Here is a 14,829-nt window from a genome sequence, read left to right on the forward strand (position 1 = left end):
CTACAAGTGGTAGACTCTTTCTCATATCTATTTATTTCACTTCAACTTGCTGCCTTACAGCAAGTGCTTTCGGCTTTATATTTACAAAACAAATGCTTACGATAATAAATAAAAGTCCGATGAATAAGCTAATTGTAATGGCCTCATGTAAGAAAATTGAACTTACAATAATAGCGATCAGTGGGATAAGGAACGTATAAGCCCCAACTTTACTTGCCTCACCAGCTCCTACAAGTGTAAAGTAAGCGAGCCAGCCCATTGCAATAACAAAGAACGAGATGAATAGTAGTACACTTACAAATGGTATACTCCAAGCGATGTTAGACCAGCTCTCAAATTCTGAACCAAATCCGATTAAGCAAAGTCCGCCAATAATAAGCTGAAGTGTTACCATCCAAATGGCATTAACGCGGTGTCCAGTTTTCTTAATAAATACTGTGCCGAGTGCCCAGCCGATAGCGCACCCTAAAGCAAGTAGTACACCGATAATAGAAATATGTCCAGTTAAACTACTAGAGCTAATAACCCCAACACCAATAAATCCAAGAATAAGTCCGAAAATTTTCAAGCCGTACATAGATTCTTCAAGCCAAATCCATGAGAAAATGCCGAGTAAGACAGGTTGGAGAAATACGATTGCGGAGAAGAGTCCGGCGGGCATATACTGAAGTCCGACAGTTTGTAGTCCGTAAAACAAAATAATATTGAGTAAAGATGAAATAAAGTATAAATGCCAAGTTTCCTTTAAATTTAATTGTTTGTATTTCGGTAATGCGAAAGTAAGTAAGATAAATCCTCCTATTAATGTTCTAATCCCTGCAAAGAGTACGGGTGGTGTGTAATGCAGAGCGAATTTTGATAACGGCCAATTAATTCCCCACATAATAACGAGAAATGTAAGGATTATGGCCGTCTTAGTTCGAGAAAGCTGTGTCACTGTAATCCCTCCTTGTTGTATTCCATTTCACTATGATATGATATCGACTATGATAAATAAAATGAATCTTTTTTATAAGGAGTATAAGTGATTAGTTATGACCATTACACAACTTCAAGTTTTAATTAAAACGGTTGAATTAGGGAGTTTTACGAAGGCTGCCGGGATGTTAAATATGACACAGCCAGCTGTAAGTCATGCGATTTCAAGCATTGAGTCAGAGTTAGGAGTTACCATTCTTATACGCGATAAACGAAAAGGGCTAATCGTTACGGATGTTGGAAATAGAATTCTTGTACATATTAGAGAAATCTTAAACGGCGTTGAGAAGATTGAACAAGAAGTAGCGATGGAGAAAGGGCACGAAGTTGGGACGATTCGAATTGGGAGTTTTCCGAGTGCTTCTGCACATTTCTTACCCAAAATGATAAATCTTTTTAAGGAGAAGTATCCGAACTTAGAAGTCGTTCTTTGTGAAGGCACGATTAAAGAAGTTGAAGATTGGTTAGTATCGAGGGTTGTTGATATAGGAATTGTTATTTTGCCTAATAAAGATATGGAGATCGTGCCCTTAACGAAGGGGAAAATGGTTGTTGTCTTAAGAGAGGATCATCCTCTTTGTAAGAACGATTCTATTACAATAGGTGATTTAGAGAATGAACCGATCATATTATGTAAGGGTGGGTACGAACCACCCATTATCGATATGTTTAAACAAGCGAACGTACCACTTCGGGCTGAATATATAATTTCCACAGTTACAACAGCTTTAAATATGATTCAAGAAGGATTAGGAATCGCAATTTTGGCTGAGTTATCTTTAACGAGTTTACCAAAGAATATACAAACGAGAGAATTGGAACCACAAGTATGGAGAGAAATTGCTTTAGCTGTTCCTTCATTAAAGGATTCTTCAATCGCTGTGCAGCTATTTATTGAAGAATTTCAAGACTTGTTTGCAGAATAAGAAGAGGTGTCTCATATATTGTAATGGGGCACTTTTTTATTTGCTTTAAAAAATTTGTAAAAAGGATTGACTTATATTCCGGTTGTAACTATAATGATTACATCGAGGTGGTGATCACGATGAAAATTAGTAGCCGCTTTTCTATAGCTGTTCATATTTTATCTATTTTGAAAAACAATCCATCTTCAGTTTGCACTTCAGACTATATGGCCGAGAGTGTAAATACAAATCCGGTAGTCATTCGTAAAATAATGTCTTACTTGAAACAATCTGGATTTGTTTACGTAAATCGCGGACCAGGTGGCGCGGGATTATTAAAGGATTTACATGAAATCACATTGTTAGATGTGTATCATGCAGTGAATGTAGTGGAAGAAGACAAACTATTTCACATTCATGAAAAACCGAATCCAGACTGTCCAATTGGGGCGAATATTCAAGCTGTTTTAGAGGTTATTTTAGTTCAGGCGCAATCTGCGATGGAAGAAGTGTTGAGAAATATTACGATGGGGCAGTTATTTGAATCTTTACAACAAAAAATGAATGCATAATATGATAATTGCAAGTCTCTAAAAGAGAATGCATATTTTTTTCTTAAAATTGTAACTGTTTTGGTTACATCTGAAAATAAAAAGAAGGTAAGGTGTAAAAGATATGACTGTAAAAATGAGAGTATACTCAGATTTTATATGCCCGTTTTGCTTTTTAGCAAAAGGCCCATTAGATGAAGTAGCGAAAGAGAAAGATGTAGAAATCGAATGGATGCCATTTGAATTGCGTCCAAGTCCATATTCTAAAATAGATCCTTGGAACGAGCCAGATAAGTTAGGTTCATGGGATTCTTTCATTCTTCCTACTGCAAAAAAATTAGGGGTTGAAATGCGTCTGCCCCGCGTTTCTCCGCATCCATATACACATTTAGCTTTTGAAGGGTGCCAATTCGCGAAAGAGCGTGGACTTGGAAATGAGTATCATCACCGCGTATTTACTGCGTTTTTCCAAGAAGAGCAAAACATTGAAGATATTGATGTATTAACGAAATTAGCGGTAGAAGTAGGGCTTCCTGAAGCAGAATTTAAAGATGCTTTAGTAACTCGTAAATATAAAGAACAACATCAAGAAGCAATTCAACATGCATATGATGAAGCAAATATTATGGCTGTACCAACTGTAATGATTGGAGATGAAGTCATTCAAGGACTTGCTAGTAAAGAAACGCTAGAAAGAGTAATTGATAAAGAAATCGAAAAGGATAAAACAAATTCATTTGAAGGTATGCAATGTAAGGCGGATGGATATTGCTAATTCGTCTTGCATGAAAGACTCAAATTGATTTGTTTAAATAAAAATAATAAAACATATATTTGGAGGAATTAAAATGTCAGCAACTACAACAAACTTAAAAGAAGCAATCGTGAACCGTCGTTCAATTCGTAAAGTAACAAAAAACGCTACAATTACAAAGGAAAGAATTGAAGAAGTATTAAAAACAGCTTTACATGCACCAACTTCTTTCAATATGCAAAGTGGCCGTATGGTCGTATTAATGGATGGAGAGCATGAAAAGTTTTGGGATATCGTAAAAGAAACGCTTAGATCACGCGTGCCAGCAGAAAATTTTGAAGCAACAGTAGAAAGACTAAAAGGCTTCCATGCAGGTGTAGGAACAGTTCTATTCTTTGAAGATCAAGCAACAGTAGAAAAAATGCAAGAAAATGCACCATTGTATAAAGATCAGTTCCCATTCTGGTCTCATCAAGGAAATGCAATGCTACAACATACTGTATGGATGCTATTATCGGCTGAAGGAATTGGAGCGTCATTACAACATTACAATCCAATCGTAGATGCTGAAGTGAAAGCAACTTGGAACATTCCAGCAGAGTGGAGCTTAGTAGGACAAATGCCATTTGGTGAGCCAAATGAACAACCAGGGGAAAGAACATTCTTACCTACTGAAGATGTAGTGAAATTTTATTAAGAAATTTAATATATACAGAGTTAAATAAATGAAAGGAGAGTACATATATAGCTATATATGTACTCTCCTTTCGTATGTAATGTTTAAATGCGATTGTGGAAAAGGTTACTGCAAGAATAATTTCTTTCATATGAATCGAAGTTTTCCCTACAATTAAAAATCTATCATGTTTTTGAAATGACAGTAAACATCCCCGTCATGTTTGGTGAGTAATTTTTAAAATCAAATTTTTCATAGAACGATTCTTTACCTTGTGATGCAAATAAACCGACAAACGCCTTATCAGGGGCATTCTCATTTAAGTATGCAACCAAAAGATGCATTATTTCTTTCCCAATACCATGTTTCTGATAATCCGGATGAACCACTATATCTTGAATATAGAAATAGATAGATCCATCACCAACAATTCTCCCCATGCCCACAATTTTTTCATTATCTTTGACCGTGATGCAGTGAATAGAATGCTTCAGTGAAGTATCCACCACTTCAAAATTCATATAATTAGTCCATCCCACAGACTCGCACAAATATTTGTACTCTTCCAATGTTGGAATGTTATTTTTAAACTCATATTTTTTCAAAATGTATCCTCCAAGTCCTCAAATTCAACAAGTATAATAAATTCGACATTTTTCTATCTATTCCTCTTACGCAACAGAACTCATTTTAGTTATTGAATTTAGTGTAGTTTCCTTATTTGTATTTGTGTTAATTTATAAGAGTTTAGGGAAGAAATATAAGAAATAATCCGGTGAGAAAGGAAGTAGAAAAATGAATGATGAGAAAAAATATACAGTGGTAGGTACTGATGTTGATGAAGTGAAACGTTTAAATAAAAATTCAGGATTAACATATAATCAGGTGAAGGAATTGTTAGCAAAGCAAATGCAAAAAAAAAGTAATTAGATTGAAATCTTTCATTTTTTCATTTAGCATTTTGATTGGAGAGAGTTAAGTAAAAGGTAACTCTCTTTTTTATATAAATGAGCAACTTTTAGAGTGGAGGAAGCAACATGAAAAAATGGGTAAAGATAACGTTGTCTATCTCCGGAGGTATTGTTCTATTGGCGTGTGCCGGAGGATATTACGTGTATAAAAATTATTTTCCAAAGGAACCTGAGCGTATTGTATATGATAAAGACAGAGTGTTAAAACCGATACATAATCAGCTTAAGGGGATCGACATAGATAATATAAAGATAAAAGAAAAAGAAGTTGTAAATGCGACTGTGGATGAGCTTCAAAAAATGGTTGATGATGGGAAATTATCATATGAAGAATTAACGAGTATTTATCTTTTTAGAATACAAGAACACGACCAAAGTGGAATATCATTAAATGCTGTTACAGAGATTAATCCTAATGCGATGGAAGCAGCACGAAAGTTAGATAAAGAGAGAGCGTTAAATAAGAAATCGAACTTATATGGCATTCCTGTCATTGTAAAAGATAATATACAAACGGAAAAAGTGATGCCGACAAGCGCAGGAACTTATGTATTAAAAGATTGGATTGCAGATGAAGATGCGACGATCGTGAAGAAGTTGAAAGAAGAAGGTGCTTTTGTTTTAGGAAAAGCGAATATGTCTGAATGGGCAAATTATTTATCTTTTACAATGCCAAGTGGATATAGTGGGAAGAAAGGACAAAATTTAAATCCATACGGTCCGATTACGTTTGATACATCGGGATCAAGTTCTGGATCTGCTACAGTAGTTGCAGCAGATTTTGCACCGCTTGCGATTGGCACAGAAACGACTGGATCAATTGTAGCACCAGCATCCCAGCAATCAGTAGTTGGATTACGTCCATCTTTAGGTATGATTAGTAGAACTGGAATTATTCCGTTAGCTGAAACGCTTGATACTGCAGGGCCTATGGCAAGAACGGTAAAAGACGCGGCAACGTTATTTAATACAATGGTAAGTTATGATGAAAAAGATGCTATGACAGAAAAAATGAAAGATAGAGATAGAATAAATTATACGAATGATTTATCGATAGATGGATTAAAAGGGAAAAAGATAGGGATTCTTTTTTCTGTAGATCAACAAGATGAAAATAGAAAAGCAGTAGCAGAAAAGATTAGAAAAGACATTCAAGATGCAGGTGCGATATTGACTGATGATATTCAGTTAAACAGCGAGGGTGTAGATAATCTGCAAACATTAGAATATGAGTTCAAGCATAATGTTAACGACTATCTTTCGAAGCAAAAAAATGTGCCTGTAAAATCGTTAGAAGAGATTACAGCGTTTAATAAAAAAGATAGTAAAAGACGAATGAAATATGGACAAACATTAATTGAGGGCTCTGAAAAATCTGCTATAACGAAAGGTGAGTTTGAAAAAGTAGTTCAAACGAGTCAAGAAAATGCAAGAAAAGAGCTAGATAGGTATTTAGTAGAAAAAGGTTTGGATGCTCTTGTGATGATTAATAACGATGAAGTTCTTCTATCAGCTGTGGCTGGTTATCCAGAATTAGCAGTGCCGGCAGGGTATGATTCTGATGGTCAGCCGGTAGGCGTAGTGTTTGTTGGGAAACAGTTTGGTGAAAAAGAACTTTTTAATATTGGATATGCGTATGAACAGCAATCTAAAAATAGAAGATCTCCTAAAATATAGAGTTGATAAAGTAGTTTTTAGAAAAGTATTAGATAAAAAAATCCGGCAATAAAAAAGAAAAAAAGGATTCTTTCCAATTAGTAAGAAAGATTGTCTATAGAAGTTCATAAAATGTAATATATCCGATTTCCATCCATTGAAGGGAGAGGTTAATTCTTAATGAATGAAGTGAAAAATTTCTTTCGAGGCAGAGGGTTTCAACGGTTTCTCGTTTTAATAATATTAGCGCTTGTATTGTATGGATTAAAAAGTATGATTAATTTAATATTAATTACGTTTATTCTCACGTTTTTGATGGATCGATTTCAAAAGTTTATTTCAAAAAAATTGAAAGTAAATAGGAAAGTGGTTATTGCTGGTTTATATATTGTGTTAGTGACGTTTATTGTAACTACACTATATAAATATTTGCCTGTACTAACGATACAAATTTCACAATTAATTTATCAATTTAAATTGTTTTTTCAAAACCCACCTGATAACGAGATAATTAAATATGCACTTTCGACAATTAATGGAATGGAAGTATCGAAATATATCGAACAAGGTGTAGATGTCATTTATCAATCGATAGCAAACATAGGAAAAGTCAGTTTACAAATACTACTTTCTCTTATTTTAAGCTTATTTTTCCTATTAGAAAAAGAACGCATTATAGCATTTACTTCGAAATTTAAAGATAGTAAGCTGAAAATTTTTTATGAGGAGATTGCATATTTCGGTGAAAGGTTTGCAAGATCGTTCGGAAAAGTGATTGAAGCACAGTTTTTAATTGCGGTTGTAAATTGTGTACTCACTGTAATTGCACTTGTCATTTTAGGATTTCCACAGCTTCTTGTATTGGCTGTCATGGTCTTTCTACTCGGTTTGATTCCGGTTGCTGGTGTTATTATTTCCTTGTTTCCACTTTGTATCATTGCCTATAACGTCGGCGGGGTTGTGTATGTTGTTTACATACTAGTGTTCATTACAGTAATCCACGCTCTTGAAAGTTATTTATTAAATCCAAAATTTATGTCTGCAAAAACGAATTTACCTGTTTTTTATACATTTATGATTCTTATCTTTTCAGAGCATTTCCTCGGAATATGGGGGCTTATTATTGGGATTCCAATCTTTATCTTTTTATTAGATGTACTTGATGTAAATAATGATGAACCGATTAAAGATAATAAGTGATAGAAAATGACCGATGTTTTCTCTTGATGAAAACATCGGTCATTTATTATTTTTTCTTTGGAGGAGGTAGTTTAATGAAGGTATTTGCAATTAAAGCTATAATAACAGCAGCAAAAATAAAGACTGCGATTACACTAACTCCCATACCTGCCCATCCTCCTACAAGGAAGATACTTATCGGTATTGCTAACAAGCTTAAAATAATTAGAATCAATCCGAGATTCTTATCATATTTTTTAGTTGGAAATAGCGTTCTGATGATTAAGAAGAGGAAAAGTATTAAGGATGCTACAGCTAGTAAGAGGATTGCAATCGTCAAAGAATCATTCATGAAATCACCCCTTTTTATAGATAATATTACCGTTTAAATTGAGGGGGAACTATAAAAATATAAAAAAGCAATCCAATATAAATCGGATTGCTTTTTTGATTGAAAAATATGATTAAAGAACAGGAGCCATTGTTTCTTTCAACACTTGAACAGAGTGATCGAATTTTAATTCTTCCTCTTCACTTAGTTCAACTTCTAAAATTTCACGAACACCGCCGCGGTTTAAAACAGCAGGTACGCCGATATAAACATCTTGTTGGCCGTATTGACCTTCAAGATATGCTGATACAGTTAATACGCTGTTTTCATTGCTTAAGATTGCTTTCGTAACACGTAAAAGTGACATGCCGATGCCGTAGTATGTAGCACCTTTTCGTTCAATAATGTGATAAGCTGCATCACGAACGTTTACGAAAATATCATCTAAATCTTTTTGGTTATATGTGTTGTCTTTTTCAAGAAGCGTTTGTAGTTTTTGAATACCAATTGATACGTGACTCCACACCGGAAGTTCTGTATCACCATGCTCTCCGATAATATAAGCGTGAATATTATGAGGTCCAATATCGAAGTACTCACCTAACATATAGCGGAAACGAGCAGAATCAAGAGTTGTACCAGAACCGATTACGCGTTCTTTCGGTAATCCAGATTCTTTCCAAGTTACGTAAGTTAAAATATCTACAGGGTTTGTTGCGATTAAGAAGATACCGTCAAAGCCGCTATCCATAATGCTACGAACAATTTTCTTGAAAATTTTAGCGTTTTTCTCAACTAAATCTAAACGTGTTTCACCTGGCTTTTGTGGCAATCCAGCTGTAATTACAACAAGATCTGCGTCTTTACAATCTTCATAACTACCTTTCCAAACTTTTGTTGGAGCTGGTGCGAAAGGAACGGCATGGCTTAAGTCCATTGCTTCTCCTTCAGCTTTTGCTTCATTTACATCAACTAAAACAAATTCTTCAGCTACAGCTTGGTTAATCATGCAGTAAGCATAACTACACCCAACTGCTCCTGTTCCTACTAATACAACACGGTTAATACCTTTTTTCATTTCAAAATTCCTCGCAATTTCATTAATTTTATTATGTAAGATAATACGTCTTACTTCTATAGTTTCATATCTATTTTATTACATTTTATAAAATATATTCAAGTAATTGAAAATGTATCCGCTCAATTACTTGAATGAAACATAGGAATCCTGTTAAACGAATATAATTCAGTAAAATCCTTCATAAAAGGGGAATTGGCATGGGGAATCCATTATCGATGGAAGAAATGCTTAAAATTATTCATGAAGGGCTTGCCAAAACAAATAACCCCAAACGGATTACAATTGCCGGTGCAGGGATGTCTGGATTAGTTGCAGCATCTTTATTAAAAGAGGCTGGACACGAGGTAACGATTATAGAAGCGAATAACAGAATAGGTGGCAGGGTGTATACGATTCGTGAACCATTTAGCGCAGGGTTATATTTTAACGCAGGCCCTATGCGTATTCCGGATACTCATGATTTAACTTTAGCCTACATTCATAAATTTAAACTACCGTTAAACCTTTTTATTAATAAAACTTCTTCAGATATAATTTATACGAATAACAAAAGAACGAGATTGGATGTGTTTGAAAAGGATCCAAGTGTACTTGGATATCCAGTTTTAGATAAAGAAAGAGGGAAAACAGCAGAAGGGTTAATGTTAGAGGTATTGGAACCGATACTTAATTATATTAAGAAAGATCCGGATAAAAACTGGATTATTGTTGAAAAAAAGTATAAAACATATTCGCTCGGTTCATTTTTAACCGAGTATTATTCAGATGGGGCAATAGATATGATCGGAGTACTTCTTGATATGGAAGCATACATGGGAATGTCTTTAATTGAAGTATTACGCGAAATGATCTTTTTCACTTCAACGACGAAATATTATGAGATAACGGGCGGAATGGATAAATTACCAAATTCATTTTTACCAGAGCTAAAGGATAATATTTTTATGCCGTATAAAGTAGAAAAAATTATACAGGAAGATAATAAAGTAATGATGCAAGTAACACATGAACAAACGTTAAATTCATTTATAGTAACTGGTGACATCGCTATTGTCACAATTCCATTTTCAGCTTTGCGATTTGTAGAAGTTCAGCCATATCATTTATTCTCTTATTATAAAAGGCGGGCAATTCGTGAATTAAATTATATTGCTTCAACTAAAATTGCGATAGAGTTTAAAAGTAGATTTTGGGAAAGAGCAGGACAATATGGTGGTAAGTCAATTACAGATTTACCTATCCGCTTTACATATTATCCGAGCTACGGCATTCATACACCAGGGGCGGCTATCGTTTTAGTGAGTTATACGTGGGCAGATGAGGCGTTAACGTGGGATAGTCTCTCGAATAGAGAACGTATTCGTTATGCGTTGAAAAATTTAGCGCAAATATATGGAAATGTGGTTTATAGTGAGTATGTTGCGGGAGAATCTTTTAGCTGGAGTCAAAATCCGTATTCTTGCGGAGCATTTACAGCTTTTGAACCAGGGCAAGAGCTTGAATTGTTTCCATATATTACGCCGCCAGCGGGTAGAGTGCACTTTGCAGGAGAACATACGACATTAACACATGGATGGATGCAAGGGGCAATCGAGTCTGGAATTAGAGTTGCTCATGAAGTGAATGGAAAATGAAACGATAATCTAGTAGTTTTGTTTACAGCCCTTTCCGAACGAGAAAGCCCATCGCCTTTAGGCATGTGATGAAAGTGAGGTTGGATACGGAGTACCACTAAAAATCGTAAGGTTCGTGGTACTTTAAGTATACAAAGTATAGGTAGTTTCATTGGGGCTTTTTGTTGTGATTTTTCGAAAATAAATGATACATTGTAACTATGGTAAATGATTATAGAAGAACGTTGCAAAGTTTATGGACACGTTCTTATTTTGTTTCTACAGCTAAAAATGTAGCAAATGAAAATATGTTGAAAATCAAAAAACAAGGGGATGAAACGTATGTCACAGACCCTAACAGTGAAAGTGAAATTGATTCCAACAAAAGAACAAATCCGTTTCTTGGAACAAAGCAGTCAAGAATATATCAAAGTTATAAATACACTTGTATCGGAAATGGTGGAAGCAAAGAAAAGTACGAAAAAAAGCACAAAAGATATTGAAGCAAATATCCCAAGTGCAGTGAAGAATCAAGCGATTAAAGATGCGAAAAGTATGTTTGCTACAAAAGTAAAGAAAAGTAATTATAAAATCATTCCGATTCTAAAGAAACCTGTTTGTGTATGGAACAATCAAAATTATTCATTTGAATCCACTCATATTTCAATCCCGTTTAAGGTAAAGGGAAAGTCCACTCGTTTAAAGGTCCGTGCTTTATTAATCGATAAAAAAAATCACAATTTGGATTTGTTAAAACATAAGTTAGGTACACTTCGTATCACAAAGAAATCGAATAAGTGGATGGCCCAAATATCTGTCACACTTCCTACAAATGAAAAAGCAGGAATGAAAGTTTTAGGGATAGACCTAGGTCTCAAGGTCCCTGCAGTAGCAATCACAGATGATGACAAGGTTCGTTTCTTTGGGAATGGTAGGCAAAATAAATATAGGAAGCGTAAGTTTCGGAGTGTTCGTAAGAAGTTAGGAAAAGACAAAAAAGTGAATGCCATTCGGCGATTTGATGATAAAGAACAAAGATGGATGCAAGAAAAAGATCACAAAACAAGTCGTGAAATCATTGGTTTTGCGATTGCTAATCAGATTTCTGTCATTCGATTAGAACAACTAACGAATATAAGACAGACGGCAAGAACAAGCCGTAAAAACGAAAAGAACCTACACACTTGGTCATTCTATCGTTTGGCACAATTTATTGCTTATAAAGCAACGATAGCTGGTATTCAGATTGAATATGTGAATCCAGCTTATACAAGTCAAAGTTGTCCGAAATGTGCTGAAAAGAATAAAGCTCGAGATAGAAAATACAAGTGTCCATGTGGGTTTAAGACACATCGTGATATCGTTGGAGCGATGAATATTCGCTACGCAACTGTGATTGATGGTAACAGTCAATCAGCCTAAGCACCTATATGGTCTGGTTTAGGAGGGGCAATGAGATGCCCTTATCTTGAAGGCTGTTCAAAACAGAAATGGCTTGCGAACGCTTAGTCATTCAAGAATCCCGCCCGTTAATCCGTAAGGATTCGGGCTTGCGACTTTAGTCGTGGGAGTCTCAAAAATAGGTATTCTTTTAATAAAATGATAAATATAAATCGTAATAATTACGCTTTGAAGAAATTTGAAGTAGAGAAATGGATGGTCGGTCGAATGAGTAAAGTAGAAATTCATATATTAGGTGGTTTTTTAGGTAGCGGAAAATCAACATTGCTGCAAAATTTATTATTAGCAGAAAAGAAGAAAAATCGAAAAGTTGCAGTTTTGATGAATGAAATCGGTGAATACTCGGTAGATACAGATATTATTGGAAAAGAGAATGTGTTAAGGGAACTTCTGAAAGGATGTATTTGTTGTACGTTAAAAGAAGAGCTTGAAATTCAATTACATTCTTTATATCAACAAGAAAGACCAGATGTAATTTATATAGAAACAACAGGTGTCGCACATCCAATTGAAGTGTTAGATGCATGTGTATCACCAATTTTAGCTCCTTTCCTTGAAGTGAAATCTATAGTAGTCGTATTAGATGCAGTAAGATGGTTAAACCGAAGTATATTAAGTGCAAATGTACAACAGCTATTACATGAGCAAATGAAATATGGAAGTCATATTCTTATTAATAAATCAGATTTATTAACAGATTCAGATAAGAACAAAGTACTTGAAGACGTAAAAGCAATAAATAATCATGCGAAATTGTTTGAAACAAAGTATTGTAATATATCTTTAAAAGATATAGAAGAAGCTGAATTTGTGAGAGATGGAGAACATGAGACACTACATGTCAAACAGCATTTACATATACAAACGATGACGTATCAATTTACGAAATGGATTGATCAAGATAAATTATACGAATGGCTTTCGAATTTACCAGATAGTATTTATCGCGTAAAAGGATTTGTGAAATTCCATGGAGATAAATACCCGCATCTATTCCAATATTCGTTCGGGGTACCGACTTTACTGGAACAAGACTTCGGTTTCCCGACAAACTTGGTAGTAATAGGGGAAGGATTAGATAAGAAGCAATTGGTTGAGGGGTTAGAGAAAGTCGAAAATAATTAATCGGTTTTTCTAATCATTTTTTTAGGTAAGCTGCAAATAATTGACTTAATGAATTAAGTTAATTATTTGCAGCTTTTTGCGTGATGATTACTGTAATGAAACAGTAATTTCATTTGAACAACGGAATATATATTGATTGTATGTCCGTTTCCATTTAATAGGAAGGTGATTATAGATTTGTGCCGAATGTAGAGGTTACTACAAGAGTTTTCCATTACCAATTTTAAAGTCATGATTACGGACAGGGGAATTTGGCGTGTTTGATTCTATCAGAAAGTAAAGTATGGGGAGGATCACAATGTCGATGAAAAAACGTAAATGGCTAAGAACGGTGGTTACTGGTTGTGTTTTAGGGTCATTATTAGTAACAGTAGCTTGTTCGGGAAAGAAGACAAGTACAGAAGATGAAAAAACGATTAAGGTAGGGGTTCTTGCTTCGTTAACAGGTCCATTAGAATCGTATGGAAAACAAACAGTGAACGGGTTTGAATTAGGGTTAGATTATGCAACTGGTGGAACTGGGAAAGTGGAAGGGAAGAAGATTAAGTTTGTTGTAGAAGATACGGAAACGAAAGCCGATGTAGCGGTTAAGAAAGCTACGAAATTATTAGAAGAAGAGAAAGTTGATTTTTTAGTCGGATCATCTAGTTCAAGTGATACATTAGCAGTTTTACCACTAGCTGAAGAGTATAAAAAGATTATGGTTGTAGAACCAGCAGTTGCTGATAGTATTACCGGGAAGAACTGGAATAAATATATTTTTAGAACAGGTAGAAACTCTTCGCAAGATGCGATTGCTGGGGCTGCCTCAATTGCTAAAAAAGATGTAAAGATTGCGACGTTTGCTCCAGATAATGCTTTCGGTCGTGAAGGAATTGCAGCATTTAAAGCGGGAGCAAAGAAATTAGGTGCGAATATTGTAAACGAGCAATACGCGGATACGAATTCAACTGATTTCACTGCAAATATTCAAAATATTATTAGCTCAAAACCAGATTATTTATTTATCGTTTGGGCAGGTGCGAATTCACCATGGAAACAGTTGAAAGATATGAATGTGGAAGCGCAGGGTATTAAAATTTCTACTGGTGCACCTGATATACCAGCATTAAAAACGATGGATGCGCTAATAGGGATGCAAGGGTTTTCTGTTTATTATCACTCACTTCCAAAGAATAAGGTGAACGATTGGCTAGTAGAAGAACATAAAAAACGTTTTAATGGTGCTGTTCCAGATCTGTTTACAGCAGGAGGAATGTCAGCGGCAATTTCTATCGTCGAATCTTTAAAGAAAATGAAGGGCGATACAGATGTAGATACACTTATTAAGAAAATGGAAGGGATGGAATTTGAGACACCGAAAGGAAAGATGAAATTTAGAGAGAAGGATCATCAAGCATTACAAACTCTATATTCTATAACGCTGAAAAAGCAAGATGGTGTTGATTATCCAGTACCAGTGTTAGAGAGAGAATTAACGATGAAAGAGACAGAACCATCAATTCAGAATAAATAGACTGAATTTTCTATTGTTTTTGTATAAAGAGG

The 14,829-nt window shown here is 34.9% G+C and carries 15 protein-coding genes; 11 read left to right on the forward strand and 4 right to left on the reverse strand.

All coding sequences use genetic code 11. The features are described 5' to 3' along the window. Positions 1-31: 31 nt before the first annotated feature. A complete protein-coding gene (locus MKY70_RS09910) occupies positions 32-937 on the reverse strand; it encodes a DMT family transporter (RefSeq protein ID WP_002086216.1) in 906 nt (301 codons plus the stop codon). A gap of 97 nt (positions 938-1,034) precedes the next feature. Here MKY70_RS09910 and MKY70_RS09915 point away from each other — a divergent pair, with 97 nt between their 5' ends. From MKY70_RS09915 to MKY70_RS09930, 4 genes are all read left to right on the forward strand, one after another. Further along, positions 1,035-1,904 (forward strand): LysR family transcriptional regulator, encoded by an 870-nt coding sequence (locus tag MKY70_RS09915; protein ID WP_002012297.1) that lies wholly within the window; start codon positions 1,035-1,037, stop codon positions 1,902-1,904. A 119-nt stretch (positions 1,905-2,023) separates the two neighbouring features. Then, positions 2,024-2,455, forward strand: coding sequence for an Rrf2 family transcriptional regulator (locus MKY70_RS09920; RefSeq protein WP_002064865.1), 432 nt, complete (start codon positions 2,024-2,026; stop codon positions 2,453-2,455). 103 nt (positions 2,456-2,558) lie between these two features. After that, positions 2,559-3,209 (forward strand): DsbA family oxidoreductase, encoded by a 651-nt coding sequence (locus MKY70_RS09925; protein WP_088032540.1) that lies wholly within the window; start codon positions 2,559-2,561, stop codon positions 3,207-3,209. 73 nt (positions 3,210-3,282) lie between these two features. Further along, positions 3,283-3,885 carry a nitroreductase family protein gene (locus tag MKY70_RS09930; protein ID WP_002135720.1) on the forward strand — a complete coding sequence of 201 codons (603 nt, stop codon included), beginning with the start codon at positions 3,283-3,285 and terminating at the stop codon, positions 3,883-3,885. Between the two features lie 164 nt (positions 3,886-4,049). Here the strand turns inward: MKY70_RS09930 and MKY70_RS09935 are convergent, their stop codons facing one another. Continuing rightward, positions 4,050-4,469, reverse strand: coding sequence for a GNAT family N-acetyltransferase (locus MKY70_RS09935; RefSeq protein ID WP_088032542.1), 420 nt, complete (start codon positions 4,467-4,469; stop codon positions 4,050-4,052). A 190-nt stretch (positions 4,470-4,659) separates the two neighbouring features. Between MKY70_RS09935 and MKY70_RS09940 the strand changes: the two genes are divergently transcribed. The 3 genes from MKY70_RS09940 (at position 4,660) to MKY70_RS09950 (ending at position 7,691) form a co-directional block, all read left to right on the forward strand. After that, positions 4,660-4,794, forward strand: a complete 135-nt coding sequence (locus tag MKY70_RS09940) for a hypothetical protein (RefSeq protein ID WP_002012306.1) — start codon at positions 4,660-4,662, stop codon at positions 4,792-4,794. A gap of 107 nt (positions 4,795-4,901) precedes the next feature. Next, the gene (locus tag MKY70_RS09945) at positions 4,902-6,512 is read left to right on the forward strand and encodes an amidase family protein (RefSeq protein ID WP_088032544.1); all 1,611 of its coding nucleotides are present in this window, start codon (positions 4,902-4,904) and stop codon (positions 6,510-6,512) included. A 159-nt stretch (positions 6,513-6,671) separates the two neighbouring features. Further along, positions 6,672-7,691: an AI-2E family transporter gene (locus MKY70_RS09950; protein WP_088032547.1), complete on the forward strand. Its 1,020-nt coding sequence runs from the start codon at positions 6,672-6,674 to the stop codon at positions 7,689-7,691. Positions 7,692-7,737: 46 nt separating this feature from the next. Here MKY70_RS09950 and MKY70_RS09955 read toward each other — a convergent pair whose 3' ends face one another. Next, positions 7,738-8,022, reverse strand: coding sequence for a YesK family protein (locus tag MKY70_RS09955; protein WP_002086206.1), 285 nt, complete (start codon positions 8,020-8,022; stop codon positions 7,738-7,740). A gap of 112 nt (positions 8,023-8,134) precedes the next feature. Continuing rightward, on the reverse strand, positions 8,135-9,079 hold the full coding sequence (locus MKY70_RS09960) for an L-lactate dehydrogenase (protein WP_341024081.1): 945 nt from the start codon (positions 9,077-9,079) through the stop codon (positions 8,135-8,137). A 200-nt stretch (positions 9,080-9,279) separates the two neighbouring features. On the opposite strand from MKY70_RS09960, the gene MKY70_RS09965 reads away from it, so the two are divergent. From MKY70_RS09965 to MKY70_RS09980, 4 genes are all read left to right on the forward strand, one after another. Continuing rightward, a complete protein-coding gene (locus tag MKY70_RS09965; RefSeq protein ID WP_088032549.1) occupies positions 9,280-10,716 on the forward strand; it encodes a flavin monoamine oxidase family protein in 1,437 nt (478 codons plus the stop codon). 321 nt (positions 10,717-11,037) lie between these two features. Continuing rightward, the gene (locus MKY70_RS09970; RefSeq protein ID WP_341024084.1) at positions 11,038-12,117 is read left to right on the forward strand and encodes a transposase; all 1,080 of its coding nucleotides are present in this window, start codon (positions 11,038-11,040) and stop codon (positions 12,115-12,117) included. 246 nt (positions 12,118-12,363) lie between these two features. Next, a complete protein-coding gene (locus MKY70_RS09975) occupies positions 12,364-13,281 on the forward strand; it encodes a CobW family GTP-binding protein (protein WP_341024087.1) in 918 nt (305 codons plus the stop codon). 298 nt (positions 13,282-13,579) lie between these two features. Then, positions 13,580-14,797 carry a substrate-binding domain-containing protein gene (locus MKY70_RS09980; protein WP_341024089.1) on the forward strand — a complete coding sequence of 406 codons (1,218 nt, stop codon included), beginning with the start codon at positions 13,580-13,582 and terminating at the stop codon, positions 14,795-14,797. Positions 14,798-14,829 lie beyond the last annotated feature (32 nt).

This window comes from Bacillus sp. FSL R9-9492 (assembly GCF_038007365.1).
GTDB lineage: Bacteria > Bacillota > Bacilli > Bacillales > Bacillaceae_G > Bacillus_A > Bacillus_A mycoides.